Here is a 25,146-nt window from a genome sequence, read left to right as displayed (position 1 = left end):
GGTCTGCCTGAACTGGTGACGCTCCCAGTCTGCGACCCGGCCACGCGGAGCACCACTATTTGGCGTTGTGTGTCGGCTCCCCTTAAGCGCGCAGGTCCCTGGGATCCGGGGCCGGCCGGCCCCGGATCCTTGGCCAGCTAGCGCCCTGATGCTCCGGCTACAACGTGATGACCACCTTGCCCCGCACCTCGCCGGCCTCCAGGCGGCGCAGTGCTTCCGGCATCTGCTCCAGCGGATAGGTGTGGTCGAGCACTGGTTTCAGCTGCCCCGAGACGGTCAGCTCACTCAGCCGTTCGAGATCGGAGGAGGTCTGGCGCGCCATGAACATGACAACACGCTGCCGGTTGAACAGGGACAGGAACATTCCGCCCAGCGGCCTGAACAGGCCGCCGGTCCAGCGGTCGCCGTGTTCGCCGCCGACAATAACCGCCGTGCCGGCAGGGGCGAGGGCCCGGCGCACGCGCGACAGGGACGGGTTCCCGGCTATATCCACGATCACGTCGTACCGGTGTCCTCCTGCCGCAAAGTCTTCGCGGGCGTAGTCGATGACGGTCTCAGCGCCGAGGCTTCGCACCAGCTCCGCCTTGGCGGCGCTGCACACGCCGGTCACCGTCGCGCCCAGGGCCGTGGCTATCTGCACGGCGTAGGTGCCGACGCCGCCGGAGGCTCCGGTGATGAGTACCCGGTGCCCAGCCTGGACACGGCCGATGTCCCGCAGCGCCTGCAGTGCTGTCACGCCGGAGACGGGAAGGGCCGCGGCCTGCTCAAAAGTGAGTTCTGCGGGCTTGGGGGCCAGCAACGACTCCGCTGCCACCGCAAATTCCGCGAAGGAGCCTTTGCCGAAACCGAAGACCTCGTCCCCGATCGAGAATTTCGTGACGGCACTGCCTACGGCCGCTACCGTTCCCGCGACGTCAAGCCCGGGGATCGGATTCTTAGGGGACTTCCACCCGGACACAGCGCGGACCGGATACGGCAGGCCGGTGGCCATGTGCCACGTGCCGCGGTCCAGGCCGGCGGCGCGGACCTTGATGAGGACTTGGCTTTCGCCGACCTCCGGTACTGCGATATCGGCCGGGTGCAAGGCATCGGTAATTCCGTACCGGGTCTGCACAATTGCGCGCATGGTGGGTTTTGCCGGGGCGGGGGAGGCGCTGTCACGCAGCGGCTCCGTGTTGGCCGCCGACGGGGAATCTGATGGTTCCATGGGACTTCCTTCTCGAGGATGTGGATGACGTGGAGCCCAAGTATTGCCGTACAAAGTACGAAGGTACCGTACAAAGTACGGGAATGCTATAGTCGCGGGAACAATGATCAAAAAACCAGGCAGCGCCCCCGCAGAACGCGTTCCGCTCAGCAGGGAGCGCGTGCTCCGTGCCGCCATCGAGATCGCCGACGGCGGCGGGCTGGCCCGCCTCACCATTCGCTCACTGGCCGACGCGCTGGACGCCAAACCCATGTCGCTCTACCACCACGTCCGCAACAAGGACGAGATCCTCGACGGCATCGTCGATGCCGTCTTCGAAGAGATAGAACTGCCGGTGCCCGGGGAAGAATGGCAGGCGGAGTTGAAGCGGCGTGCAGCCTCGGCCCGCGACGTGCTGCGACGCCATCCGTGGGCCATCGCCTTGATGGAATCGCGCACGACGCCCGGACCGGCAAACCTGCGCCACCACGATGCAACCCTGGGCGCCCTTCGTGCCGCCGGATTCTCGCTGCCGCTGGCGGCCCACGCCTATGCGCTGTTGGATGCATACGTTTACGGGACGGCTCTTCAGGAAGCGTCCTTGCCTTTCGACGGCCCGGACAGCTTGGCGGAAGTCGCCGGGCCGATGGTGGAGATGTTCACCGCCCAGGACTATCCACACCTGCGGGAGCTGGCCGTGGAGCATGTGCTGCAGCCCGGATACGAATTCAGCGACGAGTTCGATTTCGGCCTCGACCTCATTATCGGCGGCCTGGCAGCGTCCCTGCACGGCCCCGGGCCCGGGGAAGAATCAACGGAGAGGGCGGAAGCGCCCTCGCCCTGAACCATGGGTCGCGGGAAAGCCGTAGCGGCTAATGCCGGGGAACCCTGATCCGAGGCCGGGGAGCCGCCGGTGCCCCGCCAATGTTCCGCGGCTGCCGCCGTTTTCCTATACTGGCGGGATGGGAATGCCGGTGCTATTCGGCGTCGTGGCTTCCAGCGCCTTGGTGCTGGGCGCGTTCATCGGTGTGAAGTTCGAGCTGCCCAAGCGTGTGCTGGCGATCCTTCTGTCTTTCGCGGCCGGTGCGCTGATTACGGCGCTGGCATTTGAACTGTTTGAAGACTCCTACGAGCGCGGCGGCATCTGGCGGGCGGTGATCGGCCTGGGTGTTGGGGCTGCGGTATTCACGGCGCTGAGCGCGCTGCTGGACCGCTGGGCGCAGCCGTCGTCCCGTTCCACGCCGGCGGACGAGTACCAAGGCAGTGCCAAGCTGGATACCAATGCGGCTGCCGCGGAGCATGCTCCTACGGCTGAGACCACCCGGGGCACTGCCGGACTGGCTCTGCTGGCCGCGGTCACGCTCGACGGCGTGCCGGAGAACCTTGCGATGGGTGTGGCCTTGGGCGAGGGAACCGGCGGGTTGGCCCTGCTCGCTGCGATCTTCGTCTCCAACCTGCCCGAGGCGCTGGTGGGAGCCGCTTCCATGCGCAGCCAGGGCAAGTCGGCGCTCGCGATTATCGGGCTCTGGAGCGCCTGCGGAGCCCTGCTGGTCATCGCCGTCATCATTGGTGCGGGCCCGTTGTCCGGCAGCGACCCGGAATCCATCTCGTTGCCGCTGGCCTTCGCGGCCGGGGCAGTGATTGCCTCGTTGGCCGACACCCTCATGCCCGAGGCCTACGAACACGGTGGCCCGGCGGTCGCCATGAGCACGGCCGCGGGGTTCGTTTTGTCCTACGCACTGTCGCTGGCGTGAGCCGGAGGCAGCGGTGGCGGGACGCCCCATCCGTTGGAGTGCCCCGCCGTCGCTCTGTCGCGGTCGGTTGCCCCCGTCGTGCGGTCGCCGCCGCTATGCCGCCGCGGCCATGCTGGCCGCTGCGACCCGCAGCCCATCGTCGCCGGCGGCGACGCGGATCCGCCCGCCCTCGGCAACGGCCTCGGCCACCAGCAGGTCCGCGATACGGTCATCCAGCTCTCGCTGGATCACCCGGCGCAGCGGCCGGGCGCCGTATTCGGGCTCGTAGCCGGCATCGGCGATCCACTTCACGGCGTCCTCGCCAACCTCCAGCGCGATGCCTTGGGCCGCCAGCCGGGCTTCGGTCTTGCGCAACTGCAGCCGCACGATGGAACGCAGCTGCTCCTGCTCCAGCTTGCGGAACAGCACGATTTCGTCGATCCGGTTCAGGAACTCCGGCCGCATGGTTTCGCGCAGCCGGCCCATCACCCGGGCGCGCAGATCCTGCTCGCTCCCGAAGCCGTCCACTCCGTTGTTGGCGGTGAAGCCCAGCGCTCCGCCCTTGCTGGCCAGGAACTCCGACCCGAGGTTGGAGGTCATGATCACCACCGTATTGCGGAAGTCCACGGTGCGGCCCTGCCCGTCGGTGAGGCGTCCGTCGTCGAGGACCTGCAGCAGCAGGTTGAACACGTCCGGATGGGCCTTCTCCACCTCGTCCAGCAGCACCACCGAGTAGGGGTGCCGGCGGACGCGCTCGGTCAGCTGGCCGGCCTCGCCGTAGCCCACGTAGCCCGGAGGTGCGCCGACCAGCCGCGAGACGGTGTGGCGCTCGCCGTATTCACTCATATCGAAGCGGATCATGGCGTCCTCGTCGCCGAACAGCGACTCCGCCAGCGCCTTGGCCAGCTCGGTCTTGCCCACACCGGTGGGACCCAGGAACAGGAAGCTGCCGACGGGCCTGCCCTCGTCCCCCATGCCGGTGCGGTTGCGCCGCACCGACTTGGCGATAGCGGTCACCGCATCGTCCTGGCCTATTACCCGGGCGTGCAGGTCCTCCTCCAGCCGGGCCAGCCGCTGCCGGTCGCCCTCCGTCAGCCGGGCGGCCGGAATGCCGGTGGCGCGGGAGATGATCTCGGCAATCTCGGCCTCGCCCACCACATCGGAGGGCGCGACGCCGGGGCGGGCCCCGCCGTCGTGGTCCTCGTCGGCACCGGAGGTTGGCTGGTTGGCGGAGGCGGCTGCCAGCCTGGCCTGCAGCTCTTCGATCTCGTCGCGCAGCTTTGAAGCGTTCTCGTAGCGTTCCTCGGCGACGGCGCCGTTCTTGGCCGATTCCAGCTCTGCCAGCCGGCCGCGCAAAGCCTCCACGTCAACGCGCGGGCCGCGCCGCAGGCTTAGCCGCGCTCCGGCCTGGTCGATCAGGTCGATCGCCTTGTCCGGCAGGAACCGGTCGGTGATGTAGCGGGAGGACATCTCGACGGCGGCGCGGATCGCTTCGTCGGTGTAGGCCACCTGGTGGTGTTCCTCGTAGCGGTCCTTCAGCCCGGACAGGATCTGCACGGCGTCTTCGATCGAGGGCTCGCCGACCATGACCGGCTGGAAGCGCCGCTCCAGGGCGGGGTCCTTCTCCACCTTGCGGTACTCGCCCAGCGTGGTGGCGCCGACCAGGTGCAGTTCACCGCGGGCCAGCCGGGGCTTGAGGATGTTGCCGGCGTCCATGCCGCCCTCGCCGCCGCCGCCGGCACCGACCACGGTGTGCAGTTCGTCGATGAACACGATCAGCTCGCTGCCGGCGGCGCTGATCTCGTCCAGGGTTTTGGTCAGGCGTTCCTCGAAATCGCCGCGGTAGCGGGTGCCGGCCAGCATGCCCGGCAAATCCAGCGAGACCACACGCTTGCCGCGCAGTTGCTCCGGGACGTCGCCGGCCACGATGGCCTGCGCGAGGCCTTCGGCGATGGCGGTCTTGCCCACGCCGGCCTCGCCGATCAAGACCGGGTTGTTCTTGGTCCGGCGCGCGAGGATTTCGATGGTCTGGGCGATCTCGTCGGCGCGGCCAATCACCGGGTCCAGCCGGTCCTCCCGGGCCTGGGCGGTCAGATCGGTGCCGAACTGGTCCAGCATCGGCGTTTCTGCCTGAGGGTTCGCGCCCGGCTGCGGGCCGGCGGTTGTGTTGGGGCCGCCGGCCTGCGCCGCAGCTTTCTCCGCCGCCTGCTGCAGCGCCATCGGGGTCACGCCCGAGCCGGCCAGGATCTGGCCGGCGGGGGTCTCCTGGTTCAGGACGAAAGCCGCGAACAGGTGCTCGGGGTCGATGTACGTGGAACCGAACGCGCGGGCCACCTGGTGCGCGTCCAGCAGGGCACGCTGCGCGGACGGCGTCAGCGACGGCGTTTCGCGGGTCGGGGCGGTCTTTTCCGGCAGGCCCTGCTCGGCGGAGCGCGCGATGGCCTGCGGGTCGGCGCCGGTCAGCTTGATCTGGCTGGCGGCCGGCTCCTGACGGGCCATGACGTGCAAAATGTGCAGGGCGTCCACCTCGATGTGGCCGAGGCCCGCGGCAAACCGGGCCGCCTGTGCCAGCACTTCATGGGTGCGGCGGCTGAGCAGGCGGGTGAGGTCAACGGTGCGCGACTGGGCAGCCCGCTGGCCCTGCAGGTAGCGGGCTAGGAACTCGTCGAATGAACCGTTGCCGGAAGCTGGTCCGAAGAACAGTGGCATGAATGATCCTCCTGTGGAACGTGAGTGCCTTCGACTCATGTTAACGCCTTCGGGTGAAGATTATTCCAGAAGTTCCGCAAACTTGAGTGAAGTCGGCTCACTCTTGCCTGGGGTTGTGGCGCGGGGCGTTCATTTCGGGCGAATTTGTTGTGCCCGAATCGTCGGATCCAATAGGGCGGCCGGACTGCTGGACTGCCGGTGCATGGGCCCGGGTGAGGGCCGGTGCTAGTGTTGTCTTCGAAGCTTTGTTCGAAGACGGGGGTCCGGGATGTTCGGTTTGGAGCAGCCGTCGGATGCGTCGGCCGGCCCGGAAATGGGCACCGGAACGCCCGAGGATGCGCGCGGTTTCCCGTCACCGGCGCGGGACTACTTCCACGGCGGCATCGACCTGAACCGGCACTTGATCCGCGACCGCACCAGTACCTTTGTGATGCGGGTGGCCGGGAACTCGATGGCCGCCGCCGGGATCAGCGACGGCGATGAGCTGATCGTGGACCGCTCGCTGACCCCGCGCGACGGTTCGGTGGTGATCGCGGTGCTGGACGGGGAATTGGTGGTCCGGCGCCTGCATCTCACCGCGGACGGCGTGCGCTTGCAGGCGGACGACGGCGGTGTCCCCACCGAGGTGGGCGAACTCGCGGACCTGAGCATCTGGGGCGTCGCCACCCGTTGCCTGCACCATGTCTAGCGGCCCCGTATCGGGGTCCGGCGCCGCGGCCTCCGGCCAGCCGTCAGGGTCCGGCAACACAACCTTCGGCCAACCGCCCGAATCCCGGCCCGGCGAACGAATCGCGCTGGTGGATGTCAACAATTTCTACGTCTCCTGCGAGCGGGTCTTCGATCCGTCCCTCGAGGGGCGCCCCGTCGTCGTGCTCTCCAACAATGACGGCTGCGTGGTGGCGCGCTCCGAGGAAGCCAAACAGCTGGGGCTGAAAACCGGGACGCCGTGGTTCCAGGTGGCGCCGCGGGCCAAGGCGTGGGGGCTGGTCGCGCGCTCCAGCAACTACGAGCTGTACGGAGACCTGAGCGCCCGGGTGATGGAAGTGCTCGGCCGGTTCGGGACCTGGCAGGAGGTCTATTCGATCGACGAGTCTTTCCTGGGCCTGCCCGGCGATGAAACCCAGTTGCTGGAAACTGCCGGCCGGATCCGGGCCGCCGTGATCCGGCAGGTGGGCGTGCCGGTCAGCGTTGGCGTGGCCCAGACCAAGACGCTGGCGAAGTTTGCCAACCACGTTGCCAAGCGGAATCCGCAGATGGCCGGGGTGTGCTCGCTGGGCTCGATGCCCGCTTCCGACATCGCATGGATCCAGTCGCGCGTGCCGGTCACCGGGCTATGGGGCGTGGGCGGACGGACCGGGAAACGGCTGAACGCCCTCGGGATCGAGTCGATCGCAGACCTGAAGGCCGCGGACCCGCAGGCGATCCGCAAGAAATTCTCCGTGGTGCTGCAGCGAACCGTGCTGGAACTGAACGGGACGCCCTGCATCCCGCACACGGAGGAGCGGGCCGACAAGCAGCAGATCATGTTCTCGCGGAGTTTCTCCACGCCGGTGACCACGCTCGAGGAGATGGACCAGGTGATGGCGGTTTACGCCCAGCGCGGGGCGGCCCGGATGGCAGCCGAGGGACTGCGTGCCTCGGTGCTGACGGTGACGGCGGGGACCAGCAGGTTCGCCGGTGGCGAGGGAGCGTTTCCCGCGGCCAGCGTCAACTTGTCGACGCCTACCCAGGACCCAATCCAGCTGACCAAGGCTGCCGTGGCTGCCATGCGCGGTTGCCTGGTACCCGGCGCCCACTATGTCCGGGCCGCGGTGCTGTTGTCGGGGCTGGAACCCGCGGCCGGGCAGCAGACCTTCGACCCCTTCGTCAGCGATTTGGAACAGCGGCACATCGGCGACCTGTTGGGCGCCGTGCGTTCCAAGTTCGGCGAAGCCGCGATCGGTCTCGGTCAGGGCGGGCTGGCCGCCCCGGCGGCGTGGTCAATGAAACGCGAGTTCTCCTCGCCGCGCTACACCACCGAGTGGAGCGACCTGCCGGTGGTCAAGGCGGATTGATCCACGAACGAAACGGGCATGGCAGCGGCCGGGATCTCTGCGGCCGCTGCCATGCCCGCGGCGGATCAGTCGCTCGGGCTGGTGTCGGTCGTGAGCCCGCGGTCGTCCGGGGTTTCCCGGTCCTTCTCTTCAGCCGGTCCGGGCGCGATGTTCATGCCCTCCTTGCCCTCGGGCTCGGGGGCCGAATCAGCCGCCTCCTCTTGAATGTCAGGCGCCGACGGATCTGCCCCGGTGCCCGACTGGTCCCGCGGACCCTTGACCTGGCCGTTGTCGTTCTCGGTCATGCCAGTCCTTCCTTCTGCCGTTGCTGCAAGCCAAGCCCGGGGAGAAACTCGCTTGCCGATATCCCGGGCAGGTCACACTCCAGGCGGGCGCAGGTCGTCGTCCCTGTTACTGGTGGCGGGTCCGCCCGGCATGGCGCCTCCCTCGCCCGTCCAGCTCTGCCCGAGTTCGTCGCTGTGCGCCGGATCCGAGACGGTGTCGCCGAGGGTGGTCGTCGGGCCAGTGGTGGCAGTGGTGCCGCCGCCGTCCTTCCCTGCTCCGTGGTTGCCGGGCAGCTTGGCGGACGCCACAGACCCGGCCTTCTTGGCCGCTTCGGTGACACGGTCAGCGACTCCCGGGGCCTTCTCCTTGACCATGCCGGTGGCTTCGTGGACTTTTTCCTGGACCGCCGGATTCTGCCAGAACTCCTGGGCCTTGGCCTTCAGCGAATCGTAGGCGGACCTTCCGGATTTCGAGCCGAGGACGAATCCGAGGGCTATGCCGGTGCCGAATGTGAGTTTCCCTTTCACAGCGTGCTCCTGTCAGTAGACGGTTGGTGGGCGGTGCTAGGTAGACCGTTGGTGGGCGTTGCCAAGTCAGCCGGGGAAAGGCGCGTTGGGTGGGTCCTCTCCGTACGCTTTCTTGACCAAGTCGTCGGCGAGCTTCTCATCGCCGTGGACCGGGATGTGGGCCTCGTCGGCTTCCTTGTCGTCGTCGTCGTTGGTGCCGCCTGCGCCGGCGGGCTGGCTCAGATTTTCGTCATCCAGGTCGTCCGGGTGTTCCGGGCGCGGATTCTCGTTCGGATTCATCAGGTCCTCCTTCTCGAGCGGGTCGTCCTGTGGGATCAGCCCGGGCAATGGCGCTCATCGCGCGGCATGCCCATGGGGCCACACTACGCGTCGGTCCTCGGCTTCGCACGGGTCCAGCGGCTGCGCGGGCGCATCGCGGGGGATTCCGTAACCCCTCCGGCCCTGGCCATTCCCGCCAGGACTTCACGGATCGCCGCCAACGAATCCACCTGCGGCACCCAGCCGAGTTCATCCCTGGCCCGGCTGGTGTCCATGACCGGAGCGTAGCGGGCCATGTCCACCCAGCCGGGGTCGCTGGCCAACAGCCGGACGGACCACGCAGCGCCGACCAACTGTCGCACCAGCGGCACGGGAACGGGCAGCCAGCGCCGGGCGCCGAACAGGGAGGCGACGAGGCCGGGCGTTACCACCGGCTCGGCCGCGACGTTGAAGGCGCCCCTCGCGCCCTGGTCCAGCACCCGCCAATACGCGTCCGCCACGTCATTGGCATGCAATGCCTGGAAGATAAACTCCTCGGGAAACGGGAACAGCGGCAGCCGCAGCCGATTAATAAAGAACTTGGGGATCCACCGGCCCACAAAGTAGCGGCCGATCTGGCTGCCGGCCTCGGCCTGGAATATCAGGCCGGGCCGCAGCCGTGCCACCTTAATTTCCGGGTGGTCGTCGGCGAACTGGTCCAACAGCGCTTCCTGCTGGCCCTTGAACCGGCTGTAGTGCGAGCTGGCGATGCCTCTGGCCGGCCAATCCTCGCGGACCCGGGAGTGCTTCGGACCCGGGCTGTACGCGCCGAGCGACGATGCGCAGACCACTTGCCCGACGCCGGCGTTGGTGGCAGCGGCAAGCATGTTCGAGGTGCCGTCCACGTTCACCCGGCGCAACTGCCATTCATCGTGGTTCGGCTGCAGCAGCCACGCGAGATGGACGACGGCGTCGCATCCCTTGAAAGCCTGGGCGAGCCTTTCCTGTGCATCACGGGAGGCGATGTCCACTGAAACCCACGTGACGCCGTCGTAAGGTTCCGTCGTGGCATCGGGCACGCGCCGCGCAATGCCTACGATTTCCACGTCGTCAGCACGTTCGCCCCGCGCCTTCTGCAGCCGGCGCAGCACTGCTGTACCGACGTTTCCGCTGGCTCCGACCACCGCGACTCGCATGCACAGACGCTACCGCGGATACCACGGCTTGGCGAGGGCCGGTGCGGCGGCTGGCCGCCGGAATCTGCGCAGGATTCAGCGTTGCCTCACGCATCGCCGCAGGTCAGCAGGCGCTTGAAGCTGTAAGTTGCAGGGTGAAGGCTAGCGCTCCATTTTGACGCGTTCGTTGGGCACGCAGTGCGTCATGGTTAGCCCGGAGACGTCCCGCGGCCCGTTCTTGCCGAGGTTGGCCATCCACTGCTGCTCCGCTTCGGAGAGATTCTGGCTGGCCAATGGCCCAAGGTCCTTCACCTCGTCCAGCGAGATGCCGATGCCGCCGCCCACGCCCGCGCCGAGCTCGTCCGCGATCATGTAGAGGTGCCAGAGCATGCGCTCCTGAACGGGCCTGTCGCACTGGGACAAGGCGTTGGTCAGATTGGTGATCAGGTCCTCGCGCTCCCAGGCCTCTTGCAGGTAGAACCGCTGGCCGGCCTGCAGGTAGTCGTTGGTCCGCTCGATCCGTTCCCGGGTCAGCCGGCCGCTGATCTCCGGCCCGATGGCGTGGTGGTAGCCGGAATCCTTCTCCGCCTCCTGAAGTCCGCCGGTGATGGTGGGCTCGTAGTTCACGTGCGGGTTCTGGCCCGGCGCCGTGTCCACAAAGTGCGTCAACTGGCCGTCCCGCTGGTTGGTGGCTACCGGCACCTTCGGGCTGTTGACCGGCAGCTGCAGGTAGTTCGGGCCAACCCGGTGCCGCTGGGTGTCGCTGTAGGAGAACGTGCGGCCCACCAGCATCTTGTCGTCGGAGAAGTCCAGGCCGTCCACCAGCACGCCGGTGCCGAACGCGATCTGCTCGCTCTCGGCGAAGAAGTTCTGGGCGGTGCGGTCCAGCACCATCCGGCCGACCGGCTGGGGAGGGAACTGTTCCTCGGGCCATACCTTGGTATCGTCCAGCGGGTCGAAGTCGAGTTCGGGATGCTCGTCGTCGGACATCATCTGCACCACCAGCTCCCACTCGGGGTAGTTGCCGGCTTCGATGGCGTCGTACAGGTCCTTGGTGTGTGAGCCGAGGGTCTGAGCCTGCACGTTGGCGGCGTCCTCGGCTGTCAGCGACTTCACGCCCTGCTTGGGCATCCAGTGGTACTTCACCAGCACCGTCTCGCCGGCAGCGTTGACCCACTTGTAGGTGTTCACGCCGAAGCCCTGCATGTGCCGGTAGTCCGCAGGGATCCCGCGGGGGCTGAAGACCAGCATGACCATGTGCATGGATTCGGGGGACTGGCTGAAGAAGTCCATCGCCCGGTTCGGCACCGACGCCTCGAAGTTCACCGGATCCGGCTTCTGCGAGTGGATGAAGTCGGGGAACTTGATCGCGTCGCGGATGAAGAACACGCCCAGGTTGTTGCCCACCATGTCCCAGTTGCCGTCCTCGGTATAGAACTTCACGGCAAACCCGCGCGGGTCGCGGGCCACCTCCGACGAATCACGGCCGCCGGCCACGGTGGAAAAGCGGATGGCCAGGTCGGTGCGCTTGCCCGCTTCCTGGAACAGCTTGGCGCGAGTGAACTTGGAGATCGGTTCGTCCCCCCACTTGCCGTAGGCCTCGAAGTAGCCGAAGGCCGTGATGCCGCGCGCATGCACCACGCGTTCGGGCACGCGCTCGCGGTCGAAGTGGCTCATCTTCTCCAGGAACTGGTAGTTCTCCAGGGTCGCCGGGCCGCGGGCGCCGACGGTTCGCGTGTTCTGGTTGTCGTAGACCTTGTGGCCCTGGCGGTTGGTCAGGGGCTGGTCCGGGGACTGGGCCGCATCGGTCATGGCTGATCACTCCTAGGGAAATAGGGGATGGCCGCTTGCCGTGATTCCAGCTTCCTCCTCGGCCGGGGCGAGGGCAAGAGTCCGACGGCGGTGCGGCCGAGCTTCGCGGGGAGTGGCCGGGGGCGGTGCTTTTCGCTCCCACGTATAGGCGGCGGCTCCTGGCGTTTTGCCTAGTCAGCGCGCTTTACCGGTCGCCAAAGATGGGCAGATAGTCCGATACCTGGGAGCGAAGCCTCAGCACTCCGGCACCCTCTACCGGTGGGCGAAGCTGAGCCCCAGGCGTTTCTCGCTCAAGTACAGGCTCAGGCCGATGCCAAGGGCCGCGAACGTGCAGGTCATCCACCAGGTGGACTGCCAGCCGCCGGTGACCGTGGCCAGCCAGGCGACGATGGCCGGGCCGGTGAAGTTGCCGACGTTGAAGATCTGCTGCATCAATCCCATGGCGGCCGGGGGCGACCCGTCCGCCGGCGCCAGGTCCACGGCCATGCGGGTGAGGGTGGACGGGATCACCGCTCCCACCATGGAAAACAGCGCCACGCAGGCGAACTGGATGGCCATGCCGCCCGGCGCCACGGTCCAGTCGATGCCGAAGGTGAGCACCGTCGTCGTGCCCATCAGGATGAAGGTGGGGATGATCAGCAGGCGGGGAGGGACGCCGCGCTGCAGCAGGGGAGCGGTGCCGATGGCCCCCACCGCGTTGAGGCCGCCCACCACCGCGGACAGGATGCCCGGCCAGATGCCGGTGACCCCGTTCTGCTCGTAGATGGTGGGCAGGAAGCCGACCACGGCCATCCACTGGACGGTGTAGCAGGCAAACACCACGCCGGCGATCCACGGCTTGGCGGACCGGACGGTGCGGCCGATGCGACGGGTGGCCGCAGGCAGGCCGGAACGGCCGCGCGCCGGGTCCTGCGGCACGAACTTCAGCACCAGCGGGATCGGTATGAGCGTCAGGGCGGCCATGATCCACCACCACGTGTGCCAACTGGTGGCCTGCAGGATGAGCGCGCTGGCCACCAGTCCGGCGAAGGTCGCGAAGCCTTGGTACGCGCTCCAGAAGCCCACCGCCAGGTTGACCCGGACGCCGGGAGTGTTCGCCCGGATCAGTCCCGGCGCCACCACCGTGGTCAGCAGGAAGCCCGCGCCTTCGAGGGCGCGGCAGGCCATCAGCAGGGCGGCCGAGTCGGCGAAGCCCCCGATGACCGATCCGAGGATGAGCAGCCAGAGGCCGGCGAGCAGGCACCGGCGCGCGCCGATCATCTCCGCCAGCAGGGAAACCGCCAGGCCGCCCACCATGCCGGCCACCTGCACCACCCCCAGCAGCACTCCGGCCTGCACCAGGGACATGCCGAGCTCGTCCTGGATGACGGGAATGGCGGAAGGCAGCTTCCAGATGTGCATCGCGGCTGTTACGCCGGCAAGAACGACGACGATCCATGCCGCATCGCCCCGCGGCCGGGTGGCGCTGGTGGTGGCCACGCTGCTCCTTCCCCGCGGGTTTCGATTAGTTGCCTGTACAGACTATCCATGGCGGGAGAGGGGGTGACGCGCGGCACGTAAGACGGGCTCCGGCGTCGTAATAGTTGACTACGATGTGGGCGGAGCGGGCAGGAGCGGCGGACCAAACCGAGGGGCGGCAGTGCCGCGCCGGGGTGGATAGACTGGCCAAGGCGGCAAACCCGCCGGGAACTACGGGAGGGCAACATGTTCGAACCTGGGGCGCCGATCGACGAGGTCGAGCGCGACGTCGAAGCGATCATCATGGAATTGGTTCACGAGCTGGGCGAGCGTGCCGACGCCGATCCGGAGCCGCTGGGCGCCGAGGAGCGCGCCTACATCGCGGCGTTTTCCGACGCCCAGGCCAACAACGACCGCAACCAGACGGCATTGCTGTCCACGGCGATACGGCAACCGAACCTGGCCGAATCGTTGGTCTACCTGAACCAGCGGCTGGACCGGCAGGATCTTGACCCGCGCGAGCCCGTTGGCATCATCGGGATCATCGTCAGGCTGGCGATGGACGGGCTGTGGGTCTCCGACATGCTGGACAGCACGCGGTTCCGGCCCGAGGACCGACGCCGGATCACCGACGTCCTCACCGGCATGACGTACCTGACCGACGCGCGGCTCAAGGAACTGCTGGCCGAGCTGGCGCCCAAGGGACAGGCGTCACCGAAGGGCTGACAGCGCCGACGGGCCCGCCCGCAGCTTAACCGCTGGGGCGGGCCCGTGGCAGTGAGGGTCCATGCGTCCGTCGCGTCGCGGCCGCGCTGCCTTCTGCGGCGTGACCCCTTATCCGGCCTTGCCTGAGCCGGCCTTGCCTTAGCCGGCGTGTCCCGCGAACGGTGTCAGCACGATCTTGCCGGAGGCGTGGCCTTCCTGGCTGTAGCGCATCGCGTCCGCGGCCTGGTCCATTGAAAACGTGCGGTCGATGTCCACGGTGAGCTTGCCGGCGTCGGCCAGTTCGCTCAGCCGTGCGAGCTCGGCACCGTCCGGACGTACCCAGATATAGTGGCCGCCACGTTTGGCTTCGGTCGGATCGGCGATCGACGCGTGCCGTCCGCCGTTGCGCAGCACGGCCAAGGTTTCCTCCAGGACGCCTCCCACGAAGTCCGCGACGGCGTCCGCGCCCTGCGGGGCGAGCCCGCGCACGCGGTGCACCAGCCCGTCGCCGTATTCCACTGGCTCGGCCCCCAGGTCCCGCAGCCGTTGGTGGTGTTGCTTCGAGGCGGTGGCGATGACCCGGAGGCCGCGCTCGACGGCGAGCTGGATCGCAATCCGACCGACGCCGCCGGAACCGTTGTGGATCAGGAGCGTCTCGCCGGTTGCGGGGGCCATGGCGTCCAGGGTCCGTTGTGCCACCATCCCTGCAAGCGGCAGGCCGGCGGCCTGCTCCCAGCCCAGCGATTCCGGCTTGCGCGCCACCATTGATACCGGCAGCGCCACGAGCTCCGCGTAGGTTCCGCCGCTGACGGTGTCGCGGCGGCCGTAGGCATAGACTTCGTCGCCGGGCGTGAATTCGGGGGTATCCGGTCCCACCTCCTCGACGACTCCGGCCACGTCCCAGCCCGGGATCACCGGAAAGTGCACGTCCAGCATCGAGTCCAGTCCGCCGGACATCACCTTCCAGTCCACCGGGTTCACGCTGGCTGCCTTGACCCGGATGAGGACGGAACCCGGTGCCACCTTCGGCCGCGGAACCTCTGACTGCTCCAAAACCTCCGGTCCGCCGTAACGGGAGTAGGTCATGGCCTGCATGGTCTTAACCAACGGATGCCGCCTTCCTGTTTCGCTCCACCCTAGTGGCGGGCTGGGCTCTTGCCTATGCAAAGGCCGCACGGAACGGGGCATGCACTCCCGCGGGCGGCCCTCCCGCGGGCGGCCCTCCCGCGGGCGGCCCCCATTCAGGCGTGTCCGCATCGCCGTGCCGCGGCTCAGAGGACCGGGGCGTAACGAACCTCACAGGCCGGCAGGAAATTCCGGCGTGGAGAGGCGGTGTTCAACCCTGTAGACCCATCCCTCAACTAAGGAGTCACATGAGCGTCGAAACCGTTGACGTCAGCCTGGAGAACGAACTGTCCGTGGACCGCGAGGCCGCGAACCAGCTGTTCCTGGAAGCCCGCACCGCGAACACCTTCTCCACCGAGCCGGTCTCGGACGAGCAGCTCGCAGCCATCTATGAGCTGGCCAAGATGGGCCCGACCATGATGAACAACCAGCCGCTGCGCATCACCTGGGTCCGCTCCGCCGAGGCCCGCGAAAAGCTGGGCGCCCGCATGGCGGAAGGCAACCGCGCCAAGACGCTGACGGCTCCGATGGTCGCCGTGCTCAGCTACGACGCCGACTGGCACGAGCACTTTGAGACGTTCTTCCCGCACGCTCCCGAGCGCAAGGCAATGTTCGACGACAACGCCGAAATGCGTGCAGAGGTCGCCAAGAACAACGCGTGGCTGCAGGCCGGCTACTTCATCATGGCCGTCCGCGCCGTGGGCCTGCACGCCGGCCCGATGGGCGCGTTCGACGCCGCCGGCATCGACGAGGACTTCAACGCCGGTACCTCCCACCGCACGTTCATGGTGGTCAACGTCGGCACCCCGGGCGAGAACCCCTGGTTCCCGCGGCTGCCCCGCCTGGACGCGGAGATCGCCGTCCAGACGGTCTGATCCCGTCAACCGCTGACGACGGCGGTGCCCACCCACCGGAGGCTTGCGAGCTTCCCGGGGAGGGCACCGCCGTCGGCGTTTAAGAAGGCCACCTGGCCCGGAAGCGGGCGCGCGCCGGGGGCGCAGGTCAGGACAGCGCGGCGCCGCCCTGCCAGAGGGCGTCGAACGGGGCGTTGGAGGAAACCCGGGCCTTGATGCCCTCGGTGACGAAGTCCTTCGCCGTTTTGGCCGCCTGCAGCGGGGTGGCGCCCTTGGCCAGTTCGGCCGTCACCGCGGCGGCCAGCGAGCAGCCGGCCCCGGAGACGGCCACTTCGCCGACCTTCGGCGCGGACAGCACTTCGAGCGTCTCGCCGTCGTAGAAGACGTCCACCGCGTCCGGGCCGGCCAGGCGCACGCCGCCCTTGGCCAGCACCGCGGCGCCTGAGGCCTCGTGGATGATTTTGGCGGCCTGTTTCAGGTCCTCGACGTCGTTGATCGTGATCCCGGAGAGGGACTCGGCTTCGAAGTGGTTCGGGGTGACGAAGGTGGCCAGCGGCAACACCTGCGCCTTGAGCGCCTGGTCCGTGTCCAGCGCGTGGCCGGGTTCCTGCCCCTTGCAGATGAGTACCGGGTCCAGCACGATGTTGTCCCATTCCTGGTTCTGCAGCGCGGCCGCGACGGTGTCGATGGTCGCGGGCGAGCCGAGCATGCCCAGCTTGACCGTCCTCAGCGACCCTTCATAACAGGTTTGGATGGCCTCCAACTGGTCGGCGATGACGCCGGCGTCCACCGGGACGAAGCGGTGGTTCCAGTTGTCCTTGGGATTAAAGGACACAATGCAGGTCAGGGCGGTGATGCCGTAGGTGCCTAAAGCCTGGAAGGTCTTCAGGTCCGCCTGCGCTCCCGCGCCTCCGGTGGCTTCGGAGCCGGCGATGGTCAGCGTGATGGCGGGCCGGTTGGTTTCGGTAGTGGAAACAGACATGCGGCTATTTTCCACTGACACACCCTCAGGCTCCTAATAACGACGGCGGCGCTCACCGCCGGGCGAACGTGCGGACGCACAGGGGAGCAGGGGGGGGACGCCCTTGGGTTCGCGCCGGCTCAGCGGATGTCCACCATCCGCCACACGCTGAACCGGCCGATCGCCGCGGCCAACCCGATCAGTGCCGCCAGTTCCAGCGTGCCGAGCGGGTCGCCGCTGGAGAGCGAGACCAGGATCAGGAACGAAGCCGCCGTCATGACCGCGAAGAACGCCAGCACGTGCAGCCATTGGTTGGCCACCGGCCGGAGCAACATGCCCAGCACAAAGGCGATGGGCGCACCGATGACCAGCCCGACGCCGCCGGCATACAACCCGACGACCAGCGCCAGGAGTGCCGCCGAGGCGAATTGGTGCCAGCTAAGCGGACCACCGGCCAGAGTGAGCAGCAGGGCGCCCAGCGCGAACACGGAGACGGCCACGAGGAATCCGACCACGAAGGCCGCGAACCCGAACGTCACCCGGTGGCGCGGGTTGTTGTCCTCGAAGTCGTCGGGTTCGGGCACCTCGCTCATACAGCCAGAATAGGACGGCGGCGGCCGTGGAGCAGCCGGGCGGCGCAGGTGCGGGAGAATGCGCCGGGGGAACATGCTCGTGCAGGAAAGCCCCCGCGCGCATGGGAGAATGGTTGGCGGTCCGGGTGGCAGACGGACCACTAGTGCTAATACAGCGGACGTTTCACCAGGTCACCGGGAGGTGCGAAACGTTGCGCGAACCACTACTACGAGGGTGAACACCATCATGACTGAACTGCAATCCCGCGCGCCTGCGCGTTTTGCCTCGATCGGCAGCCCCTACTTCGGCATCATGCTTGCCGTCATGGCAGTGGTCCTGATCCTGTCCAACATCGGCGCTTCCAAGGGCGTTGCGCTGGGTCCCATCGTCACCGACGGCGGATTTTTCCTGTTCCCGCTGGCGTACATTCTGGGCGACGTGATCAGCGAGGTCTACGGCTTCAAGGTGGCGCGGAAAGCCATCCTCACCACCTTCGCGCTGTCGGTCTTCGCCTCGCTGTGCTACTGGGTGATCATCGCGCTGCCCGGCTTTGACGACGAGTTCGGGCAGATGAAACAAGAGGCTCTTGAAGGTGCGCTCGGCCCGGTGCCGCTGATCGTGCTGGCCAGCCTTTTGGGCTTCCTCGTGGGCCAGACGCTGAACTCCTGGGTGCTGGTGCGCATGAAGGAGCGCTGGGGTGAACGCCGGCTGTGGGCGCGCCTGATGGGTTCGACCGGTGTCGGAGAATTCGCGGACACGCTGATTTTTTGTTCCATCGCCGCCTCGGTGATCGGCATCGGCGATGTTCCCACGTTCGTTAACTACGTGGCCGTCGGCTTCATCTACAAGACAGCGGTGGAATTCCTCTTCGTTCCCGTCACTTCCGCCGTCATCGGGCGGGTGAAGAAACGCGAACCGTCCTACACGGGTGCGCCGTCTTCTTCCGCAGGCTGATCCTCGGCGGCGAGCGCCGGGACGCGTTCACTGAGCTCCGTCGGAGACAAGTTCGCTGCTCCGCCGATCTCCTCCGGGGCAGCCCCGGCCTTGAGCGCTTCGTCGATCGCAGAGTCCAGAACCGTCTCAGCCTGATCCATTTCGCCCTGCAGCGTTTCTACCGCGGCCGAGGCGGTCCAGACCTGTTTCAAGTGCTCATCCATTGCTCTACTTCCTATCTTGCCGAGGGACGAATCCCGCCCGCAGGGCATGTCAGCATCGGTGATGCGGAGTCCGGGGCCCCGGAAGCCCCAGCTTACAATGTAAGGCCTAAGGAATCGAGTCCCGCCGTCGATTTTTTGGCGTCTGGCGCCCAAAACTTTTCATACTTCGGCCAACGGCGGCAAAACCGCGGGTTACCGCGGAAAATCACGTACGTCCGGTGCCGAATTAACCGGCCGCTGAGGGGGCTCGGGCCGGCGGGCGGGAGGACAGGGCGAAGCCCGGCGCGTAGGCTGGGGCGCGAATGCAGGGAGGGAGCGGTCAATGGTCGAACCCGAACATTCTTCGGCGGCTGAAGCGGGCCACGGCGGCCACGACAGGCAGCGACTGGATCGACAGCGAATCCTGGAGGCTGGCGCAGCGTTCATCGAGCAGCACGGGGTCCGGCAATTGAGCATGCGGCGCCTCGGTGCGGAGCTGGATGTCGAGGCCATGTCGCTCTACCGCTACGTGCCGTCGCGGGAGCATCTGCTTGACGGCATCGTGGAGATAGTTGTCGACGAGCTGTACAGCGACCCGGAAGTGTATGTGGAACCCCGCCACGGGTGGCAGGACTACCTGCTGCGGCTGGCCCACGGACTGCGCCGGCTTGCCGTTCAGCATCCGCAGGTGTTCCCGCTGATTGCCACGCGCCCCACCGAGGCCCCCTGGGTGCAGCCGCCCTTGCGCAGCCTGAAGTGGGTCGAATCGTTCCTCAAGGCCATGACCGGCGCGGGGTTCAGCAATGAACAGGCGGTGGAGGCCTACCGGGCCTTCAGCAGTTTCCTCATTGGCCACTTGCTGCTGGAGGTGGCTGCGCTCGGTGCCGATATAGGGCCGGTCGAGGAGGGCACGCCACCGCCGCCCGGGCAAACAGACCTGACCGACTATCCGCTGCTGCAGAAACTGCAGGGCCTGCTTTCCCAGGACCGCGCCAAGCAGGAATTCGAAGCCTCGCTGGATTGGCTGCTTGAGCGCCTGGACAGTCAGCTGGCCTGATATCTCACAGGGTCTGCACCTCGCTGCCGCGGCGCTTCCGCTGCCGTGCACTTAGCCCTTAGGCCACCGTGCCGCGGCGCTTCCGCCGACGTGCTCTATCGCGTCTGCGGTAGAGCGATTTAGCTGCGCCACTTTGCAGATTGATAATAAGCATGCTTTGCTTACATCGTAAGCATGATTACCGTTCAGTCCGGCACCGCCGGGTCTGAGGTTCCCAGCCAGGGAGCCGGTCGCGTCCCGACCGCACCTCCGGTTGGAGACGCTAAGTGAGGAGAGGCATGCAGGTAATACGCAACAACTACGACGCATCACGCTTCGACGCCTATGTGGACGGGGAAGTGGCCGCGTCGCTGCAGTACAAGATCCAAGACGGCGAAATGTGGCTCCTCCAGATTGACGAAGACCGCTGGCACCGCGGGCTGGGCCTCGCCGGCGAATTGGTCCGCCGGGCACTCGTTGAAGCGCACCGCCGCCGGCTCCGGGTGCTGCCGTTCTGCCAGGAAGCCAGGCAGCAAGTGTTCAACCATCCCGTATTCCTCCGGCTGGTACCGCAGGAACAGCGCAGCCGGTTCCACAAGTCATGGGCCCTGGAGGGCAAGGCCGGCCGTCGTCGGCGCCGTGCCTCCACCGGTTCAGTGCGAAGTTCCGCGGCGCCGAAGGCTGCGGCCCGATGAGTGGCAAACTCAAGGTCACGGTCCGGGTCGACTTGGAGTGTTCAGCCGCGCACATCGAGGTACGCGGGCGCGTCGACGAGCGGAACGTTTTGGCCGTCTACTCACTCGCCAAGCGGGCGAACTCGCTGGCCGCGGGACTTCAGATAACCATTGACCTGCAAAATGCCTCCGTGGACGGGGCAGTCCTGGCATGCCTGCAAGAATGCGCGGAGGCCGGAACGCTGCCCGCCCATGCCGATCCCGGGCAGTCCGACTGCCGGCTGAAGATCCTGGCTCCGAGCACGGAGCTGTCCGACGTGGCGTTGGCTGCCTGACACCGGCACGCGCCCACACGCGGAAGGCCGCCGTCGTCCTCACGGAAACGACGGCGGCCTTCCGCGTGCCGGGAACTGCCCCGCCCCTGCCTGCCTGCCCCTGCCTCCCGGGGCACTGTCCCGGGCCAGTCCGGGCAGATCAGGCGTAGTAGCGGCCCAGTACCTCGGCCTTGAAATCAAAGAAGGAACCGCTGTCGATGGCCAGCCGCGCATCGTCGACCAGTTTCACGGTGAAGCGCTCGTTGTGGATGGAAATCAGGGTGTGGCTGACCATCTCGTTGGCCTTGTACAGGTGGTGGATGTAGGCGCGCGTGTAGCTCGCGCAGGTGTAGCAGTCGCAGCCGTCCACCAAGGGCGCGAAGTCCAACTTAAACCGCCGGTTGGACAGGTTCTTGCGGCCGTCGGGGGTGTAGAACGCGGAGTTGCGCGCCACCCGGGTGGGGGAGACGCAATCGAAGGTGTCGGCACCGTTCTCGATCGCCGTGAAGATGTCGTCTGGTTCCGAAATGCCCAGCAGATGCCGGGGCTTGTCCTCGGGCAGCTCCTCGGTGCACCAGCGGACGATCGTGCCCAGGTTCTCCTTCTCCAGCGCGCCGCCGATGCCGAAGCCGTCGAAGTTCATCGCTCCGAGGTCGCGGCAGGCCTTGCGCCGCAGGTCTTCGTACTGGGCCCCCTGAATCACGCCGAAGAGCGCCTGGTAGGGCCGGTGGGAGCGTTCCTCGGTGAGCCGCTCGTGCTCGGTCACGCACCGCTCGGCCCACCGCCGCGTGCGTTCCAGCGACTCCTCCTGGTAGCCGCGCGAGTTCATCAGCGTGGTCAGCTCGTCGAAGGCGAACATGATGTCGGCCCCCAGCTGGTGCTGCACCTGCATGGAGATTTCCGGCGTGAAGCGGTGCTTGTCGCCGTTGAGATGCGACTTGAACCAGACGCCGTCGTCGTCCACATGGGCCAGGCGTTCCTTGCCCGGTGCCACCCGGTCATCGGAGCCGCTGCCTGCCGCGGCCGCGTCCATGCTGATGACTTTCTTGAACCCGGAACCCAGGCTCATCACCTGGAAGCCGCCGGAATCGGTGAAGGTGGGTCCGTCCCAATTCATGAACCGGCCAAGCCCGCCGGCCGCGTCGAGCACCGCCGCCCCGGGCTGCAGGTACAGGTGGTACGCGTTGGCCAGCAACGCCTGGGCCCCGAGCTCCTTCATCGACTCGGGAAGCACGGCCTTGACCGTGGCTTTGGTGCCGACGGCGATGAAGGCCGGGGTCTGTATCTCCCCGTGCGGGGTGGTGATGGTTCCGGTGCGGCCCTGGAACCCGCCCCCGTTGTCCTCCACTTGGGCGGGGGAGGGGCGGGCGGTATCGGCCAGGCGGCTGCCGACGCGGAAGGAAAAATCTGACTGGGGCACCCCACCATTTTGCCTTACCGGGCGGCGGACGGACTCCGGGGCGGTGCCGCCGGACTCCGGGGTGCTGCGTGCGGGGGCGGCGGCATGGCTGCCCCGAGACTGCGCCGCCGTTCGCGTTGGATCTTCTGCAGACCGTGTGGCCGGGCGAACACCTGTATGTCTGGTCTCCCGCAGGATGATGGTTGCTTCGGGCAAGCGTCCTAGGGTTGAGAAGAGGCCTTGCTGCAACGTAGATACACAGTGGGCAACCGAAGGGCGGGCAGAATGCTGAAGCAGCACGTGCGCGAGTTCTTCCGGGTGGGCCCGGCACGCCAGGACCATATCGTGGCCACGCGGTGCGGTCTCAGCGTGGGCCTGCCGCTGCTTGCCCTGCTGGCGTTCGGCCGGTTCGACCTGATGGTTTTCGCCGCCTTCGGCGCCTTCACGGGGATCTACGGCCGCGGCGAAGCACACGGCTCCAGGCTGCGGCATCAAGGCCAGTTCGGCGTCCTGATCCTGTTGGTCATGTTCCTCGGTGCGCTCACTGCCCGGGCCGACCCCGGGCCCTGGGGGATCGTGTTCGGCACCACCGTGGTGGCCGGGCTGTGGTCCCTGGCAGTCAACTACTTCCGGCTGCGGCCGGCCGGGGTCATCTTCTTCACCTTCGGTTATGCCGCCATCGGCTCGATTCCGCTGACGGCGCCGTTGTGGCAGGCCGTGCTGACCGGACTGGTGAGCGTGGTGCTTGCCATGCTGATCGGGATCAGCAGCCGGTTGGTGCCGTCCTGGCGGACTTCCATGGCGCCGCCGCCGAAACGGGAACTGACGGCCGAACACTGGCGGGAATTCGGGGTGGAGGCCGCCGCGAATGCCGTGGCGGTGTTGGCGGCCGGGACCCCACCATCGTGGGGCTGGGGCACAACTACTGGGCGATGGTGGCCGCGGTGGCCCCGATCGCCGGCCCCAGCCTGGCCCAGCGGGTGAACAAGGGCGTGCACCGCATCCTGGGCACCTTTGCGGGCGTGGCGGTAGCCGGGGTGCTGCTGGCCCCGAGCCCGGCGCCGTGGGTGCTGGTGCTGATGGTGATGGTGCTGCAGTTCGCGGCCGAGATGTTCGTGCTGCGCCACTATGCCCTCGCGCTGATCTTCATCACGCCGCTGGCCCTGATCATGACCGAGCTCGCTGCCCCCACGGATCCGCAGGAGCTGATGGTGGACCGGGCCTTGCAGACCGCGATCGGTGCGCTGGTCGGGCTGAGCCTGGTGTACCTGATGCACCAGCGCACCGTGCGCATGAAGAACCGGCGGCGCTTCCAGCGCAAGCACCGCGGCGAGGGATGACCGGTTCGCCCGGCCGCCGTCCGGCCGGGTGCGGGGTGGTTTACTCGCCGCCGGGCCCCGCGGTGCTGCCGGGCACCAGCGGGTCGGCGCCGGGCAGCGTGGCGCTGCGCCAGCTCTCCCAGGCATCCCGGATCTCCGCGAGCCGCCGGGCACCCAGGCCGTAACAACTGATCAGCACCTGGCAGCCGCCCTCGGGCCGGCCCTCCGGATGCGGCGGCGTCGTCGCAACAATCAGGAGGCCGCCGCCATGGTCGGCGTAGGAATCCACGGTCAGTCCGAGCTGGCGTTCCGACCGGAACCACACCTTGCCGGACAAAGTCTCGCCGGTGGCCAGCGTCGTGGAGTACGGCTCGTCCGGCTCCGGCAGGTTGTCGAGTCCCAGGCTGGCGAGCAGGCCGTCGGGCGGCAGCGAGTCCGCGCCGAGGTAGGTGGTCTGGCGGGAGTCGTTGGGGTGCCGCTCCAGCGCGAACCGCAGCTGCTGCAGGAAGGTCAGCCAGCCTTCGGTGACGTCCTCCCACCATTCGTCGGACTTCTCGCTGGACTCCCGGCCGCGCTCGAGGGTGAGCCGCACGCCGTCGCCCACCGGATCCAGGATGAAGGCATCGCCGTTGCTCAGGGTGAGCCGTTTGTGGTCTTCGGATTCGGTGGCACCGGTGAAGTAGATCTCGCGGATCTCCTCGTCGAGACCTTTCATGTCCCAGCCGTGCCATTGCGCGATGGACTTGGGCTCACGCAGCATGACCCAGACCTGGCGGGCGTCCGCATTGATGTGGACGCTCAGGGGACCGGTCGCCGGTCCAACGCCGCTATCCGTCATGCGGCCGACTTTACCCGCGGGCCGCAGGGGTGGCCAGAGTGTGGCCCTACGTACCTAGGAGTTACGCTGCTGGGCGTCCAGCGCGCGGATCGCCACCAGTTCGTTGCTGATCCGGCGGTCCAATTCGACCGGCTCCAGGGTCTCGGATCCGCCGTGCGCGCGCAGGTACAACAACGAGCTCAATCGAAGTTCGCGCCACTCCCGCTCCACGTCGCGGTCGGCGGCGGCCATGGCGCGGTGGATCTCCTTGTCGTAGAGGTTCGGCTCGTTCAGCTGGCGCTGGCGGACCTCCGCGTTGACCTTCGCGCGGAAGGGGTCCTCGTCCGAGTCGTCCGGGGTGCGCAACGCCTCGGCCAACCGCAGGGCTTCGTGCTGGTCATCCTCGTCGTCGGACTCCCGCAGCATGTGGGCGGCCATGGCCAGCGCCGACTCAATCCATTTCCACCGGCCGAAGTTCCCGTCGAAGGGCTGGTCGATGATCAGCCGGCAGACCGTGAGCGCGCGTTCCCGGTCGTCCAGCTCCACGAACAGGGTGTGGGCCAGGTCCCGCACATCCTGCAGGTGGCTGCCGGCCTTGGTGTTGAGGCCGCGGCTCAAGCGGGCGGCCAGCCCCTGGACCCGGGCGTTGCGTGCGTGTGCGCGCGCCACCTCCACCACCACCGCCTCGGGAGTACCTTCCTCGGCCGGAATCAGTTCCAATTCAGCCAGTGCCAGCGCGCCGGGCAACGGGGCGGGCCTGCGGGCGGAAGCGACGCGGATGCGCGAACCGTGGGCGATGCGCACCTTGCTGCCGTCTTCCAGCGTGGCCACCACCAGCGCCGGTGTGCCGAAATCGTCGGGTACGACGGCGGTGCTTGCCACCGGCGCCGAGTGCTCGCCGGAACGGGTCAGAAAACGGGAGCCGGCGGCTACTGCCTCGGCCTTGACATGGTGGATGTATGTCTCGGCCTGCTGTTCCGTCATGGGTAAATCCTTAGTCACGCTCGCGATCGTCTGAACAGTATATGAATCCGTTATCTTTCCGGGGGGAGGCGGGGCCCGGTGTCCAGTGTGCCGA

At 67.5% G+C, this 25,146-nt stretch carries 27 protein-coding genes; 12 read left to right on the top strand and 15 right to left on the bottom strand.

Going from position 1 to position 25,146, the window contains the following annotated elements:
- Positions 1–157 precede the first annotated feature (157 nt).
- Positions 158–1,207 carry an NAD(P)-dependent alcohol dehydrogenase gene (locus AC5RUK_RS09510; protein WP_494151996.1) on the bottom strand — a complete coding sequence of 350 codons (1,050 nt, stop codon included), beginning with the start codon at positions 1,205–1,207 and terminating at the stop codon, positions 158–160.
- Between the two features lie 103 nt (positions 1,208–1,310).
- Here AC5RUK_RS09510 and AC5RUK_RS09505 point away from each other — a divergent pair, with 103 nt between their 5' ends.
- Together AC5RUK_RS09505 and AC5RUK_RS09500 are read left to right on the top strand one after the other, a co-directional pair.
- On the top strand, positions 1,311–2,030 hold the full coding sequence (locus AC5RUK_RS09505) for a TetR/AcrR family transcriptional regulator C-terminal domain-containing protein (protein WP_494106745.1): 720 nt from the start codon (positions 1,311–1,313) through the stop codon (positions 2,028–2,030).
- Positions 2,031–2,148: 118 nt separating this feature from the next.
- Positions 2,149–2,940 (top strand): ZIP family metal transporter, encoded by a 792-nt coding sequence (locus tag AC5RUK_RS09500; protein ID WP_494106744.1) that lies wholly within the window; start codon positions 2,149–2,151, stop codon positions 2,938–2,940.
- 93 nt (positions 2,941–3,033) lie between these two features.
- Here AC5RUK_RS09500 and AC5RUK_RS09495 read toward each other — a convergent pair whose 3' ends face one another.
- Positions 3,034–5,628: an ATP-dependent Clp protease ATP-binding subunit gene (locus AC5RUK_RS09495; RefSeq protein ID WP_494151995.1), complete on the bottom strand. Its 2,595-nt coding sequence runs from the start codon at positions 5,626–5,628 to the stop codon at positions 3,034–3,036.
- A gap of 313 nt (positions 5,629–5,941) precedes the next feature.
- Here AC5RUK_RS09495 and AC5RUK_RS09490 point away from each other — a divergent pair, with 313 nt between their 5' ends.
- Both AC5RUK_RS09490 and AC5RUK_RS09485 read left to right on the top strand, forming a co-directional pair.
- Positions 5,942–6,316 carry a LexA family protein gene (locus AC5RUK_RS09490; protein WP_494107290.1) on the top strand — a complete coding sequence of 125 codons (375 nt, stop codon included), beginning with the start codon at positions 5,942–5,944 and terminating at the stop codon, positions 6,314–6,316.
- Positions 6,309–7,682, top strand: coding sequence for a Y-family DNA polymerase (locus AC5RUK_RS09485; protein ID WP_494151994.1), 1,374 nt, complete (start codon positions 6,309–6,311; stop codon positions 7,680–7,682). Before AC5RUK_RS09490 ends, AC5RUK_RS09485 begins: the two co-directional genes overlap by 8 nt.
- A gap of 65 nt (positions 7,683–7,747) precedes the next feature.
- Here AC5RUK_RS09485 and AC5RUK_RS09480 read toward each other — a convergent pair whose 3' ends face one another.
- From AC5RUK_RS09480 to AC5RUK_RS09455, 6 genes are all read right to left on the bottom strand, one after another.
- The gene (locus tag AC5RUK_RS09480) at positions 7,748–7,966 is read right to left on the bottom strand and encodes a hypothetical protein (protein ID WP_493988741.1); all 219 of its coding nucleotides are present in this window, start codon (positions 7,964–7,966) and stop codon (positions 7,748–7,750) included.
- Positions 7,967–8,038: 72 nt separating this feature from the next.
- Entirely contained in the window at positions 8,039–8,473 is a 435-nt protein-coding gene (locus tag AC5RUK_RS09475) for a hypothetical protein (protein ID WP_494106741.1), read from the bottom strand.
- A 66-nt stretch (positions 8,474–8,539) separates the two neighbouring features.
- On the bottom strand, positions 8,540–8,752 hold the full coding sequence (locus AC5RUK_RS09470; protein WP_494106740.1) for a hypothetical protein: 213 nt from the start codon (positions 8,750–8,752) through the stop codon (positions 8,540–8,542).
- 83 nt (positions 8,753–8,835) lie between these two features.
- On the bottom strand, positions 8,836–9,906 hold the full coding sequence (locus AC5RUK_RS09465; protein ID WP_494106739.1) for an NAD-dependent epimerase/dehydratase family protein: 1,071 nt from the start codon (positions 9,904–9,906) through the stop codon (positions 8,836–8,838).
- A gap of 141 nt (positions 9,907–10,047) precedes the next feature.
- The gene (locus tag AC5RUK_RS09460; protein WP_494106738.1) at positions 10,048–11,697 is read right to left on the bottom strand and encodes a catalase; all 1,650 of its coding nucleotides are present in this window, start codon (positions 11,695–11,697) and stop codon (positions 10,048–10,050) included.
- Between the two features lie 252 nt (positions 11,698–11,949).
- Positions 11,950–13,176: an MFS transporter gene (locus tag AC5RUK_RS09455; protein WP_494106737.1), complete on the bottom strand. Its 1,227-nt coding sequence runs from the start codon at positions 13,174–13,176 to the stop codon at positions 11,950–11,952.
- A 225-nt stretch (positions 13,177–13,401) separates the two neighbouring features.
- On the opposite strand from AC5RUK_RS09455, the gene AC5RUK_RS09450 reads away from it, so the two are divergent.
- Positions 13,402–13,881 (top strand): TetR family transcriptional regulator, encoded by a 480-nt coding sequence (locus tag AC5RUK_RS09450; protein WP_493988747.1) that lies wholly within the window; start codon positions 13,402–13,404, stop codon positions 13,879–13,881.
- A gap of 138 nt (positions 13,882–14,019) precedes the next feature.
- Here AC5RUK_RS09450 and AC5RUK_RS09445 read toward each other — a convergent pair whose 3' ends face one another.
- A complete protein-coding gene (locus AC5RUK_RS09445; RefSeq protein WP_493988916.1) occupies positions 14,020–14,955 on the bottom strand; it encodes an NADP-dependent oxidoreductase in 936 nt (311 codons plus the stop codon).
- A gap of 278 nt (positions 14,956–15,233) precedes the next feature.
- Here AC5RUK_RS09445 and AC5RUK_RS09440 point away from each other — a divergent pair, with 278 nt between their 5' ends.
- On the top strand, positions 15,234–15,860 hold the full coding sequence (locus AC5RUK_RS09440) for a malonic semialdehyde reductase (protein WP_493988748.1): 627 nt from the start codon (positions 15,234–15,236) through the stop codon (positions 15,858–15,860).
- Positions 15,861–15,987: 127 nt separating this feature from the next.
- Here the strand turns inward: AC5RUK_RS09440 and thiD are convergent, their stop codons facing one another.
- Together thiD and AC5RUK_RS09430 are read right to left on the bottom strand one after the other, a co-directional pair.
- Positions 15,988–16,821: a bifunctional hydroxymethylpyrimidine kinase/phosphomethylpyrimidine kinase gene (gene thiD / locus AC5RUK_RS09435; RefSeq protein ID WP_493988749.1), complete on the bottom strand. Its 834-nt coding sequence runs from the start codon at positions 16,819–16,821 to the stop codon at positions 15,988–15,990.
- A gap of 119 nt (positions 16,822–16,940) precedes the next feature.
- Complete coding sequence (locus tag AC5RUK_RS09430) at positions 16,941–17,393, bottom strand: hypothetical protein (protein WP_493988752.1); 453 nt, start codon at positions 17,391–17,393, stop codon at positions 16,941–16,943.
- 226 nt (positions 17,394–17,619) lie between these two features.
- On the opposite strand from AC5RUK_RS09430, the gene AC5RUK_RS09425 reads away from it, so the two are divergent.
- The gene (locus AC5RUK_RS09425; protein WP_494106736.1) at positions 17,620–18,327 is read left to right on the top strand and encodes a queuosine precursor transporter; all 708 of its coding nucleotides are present in this window, start codon (positions 17,620–17,622) and stop codon (positions 18,325–18,327) included.
- On the opposite strand, the gene AC5RUK_RS09420 is transcribed toward AC5RUK_RS09425, so the two are convergent.
- On the bottom strand, positions 18,294–18,530 hold the full coding sequence (locus AC5RUK_RS09420) for a hypothetical protein (protein WP_493988754.1): 237 nt from the start codon (positions 18,528–18,530) through the stop codon (positions 18,294–18,296). The genes AC5RUK_RS09425 and AC5RUK_RS09420 overlap by 34 nt on opposite strands.
- A gap of 322 nt (positions 18,531–18,852) precedes the next feature.
- Between AC5RUK_RS09420 and AC5RUK_RS09415 the strand changes: the two genes are divergently transcribed.
- The 3 genes from AC5RUK_RS09415 (at position 18,853) to AC5RUK_RS09405 (ending at position 20,554) form a co-directional block, all read left to right on the top strand.
- The gene (locus AC5RUK_RS09415; RefSeq protein WP_493988755.1) at positions 18,853–19,566 is read left to right on the top strand and encodes a TetR/AcrR family transcriptional regulator; all 714 of its coding nucleotides are present in this window, start codon (positions 18,853–18,855) and stop codon (positions 19,564–19,566) included.
- A 278-nt stretch (positions 19,567–19,844) separates the two neighbouring features.
- On the top strand, positions 19,845–20,240 hold the full coding sequence (locus AC5RUK_RS09410) for a GNAT family N-acetyltransferase (protein ID WP_493988756.1): 396 nt from the start codon (positions 19,845–19,847) through the stop codon (positions 20,238–20,240).
- The gene (locus AC5RUK_RS09405) at positions 20,237–20,554 is read left to right on the top strand and encodes a hypothetical protein (protein ID WP_493988757.1); all 318 of its coding nucleotides are present in this window, start codon (positions 20,237–20,239) and stop codon (positions 20,552–20,554) included. Before AC5RUK_RS09410 ends, AC5RUK_RS09405 begins: the two co-directional genes overlap by 4 nt.
- A 139-nt stretch (positions 20,555–20,693) precedes the next feature.
- Here AC5RUK_RS09405 and tgt read toward each other — a convergent pair whose 3' ends face one another.
- A complete protein-coding gene (gene tgt, locus AC5RUK_RS09400; RefSeq protein WP_494151993.1) occupies positions 20,694–21,953 on the bottom strand; it encodes a tRNA guanosine(34) transglycosylase Tgt in 1,260 nt (419 codons plus the stop codon).
- 264 nt (positions 21,954–22,217) lie between these two features.
- On the opposite strand from tgt, the gene AC5RUK_RS09395 reads away from it, so the two are divergent.
- Together AC5RUK_RS09395 and AC5RUK_RS09390 are read left to right on the top strand one after the other, a co-directional pair.
- Positions 22,218–22,916, top strand: coding sequence for a hypothetical protein (locus tag AC5RUK_RS09395; RefSeq protein ID WP_493988759.1), 699 nt, complete (start codon positions 22,218–22,220; stop codon positions 22,914–22,916).
- Positions 22,877–23,272, top strand: a complete 396-nt coding sequence (locus AC5RUK_RS09390) for an FUSC family protein (RefSeq protein ID WP_493988760.1) — start codon at positions 22,877–22,879, stop codon at positions 23,270–23,272. The genes AC5RUK_RS09395 and AC5RUK_RS09390 overlap by 40 nt, the downstream gene beginning before the upstream one ends.
- Positions 23,273–23,312: 40 nt before the next feature.
- On the opposite strand, the gene AC5RUK_RS09385 is transcribed toward AC5RUK_RS09390, so the two are convergent.
- Positions 23,313–24,089, bottom strand: coding sequence for an SRPBCC family protein (locus AC5RUK_RS09385; protein WP_494106731.1), 777 nt, complete (start codon positions 24,087–24,089; stop codon positions 23,313–23,315).
- Positions 24,090–24,143: 54 nt separating this feature from the next.
- A complete protein-coding gene (locus AC5RUK_RS09380) occupies positions 24,144–25,052 on the bottom strand; it encodes a DUF6707 family protein (RefSeq protein WP_493988762.1) in 909 nt (302 codons plus the stop codon).
- Between the last annotated feature and the right edge of the window lie 94 nt (positions 25,053–25,146).

This window comes from Arthrobacter sp. Y3223065 (assembly GCF_059090885.1).
Note: the sequence above shows the minus strand (reverse complement) of the source record. Positions and strands in the feature narration are given on the sequence as shown.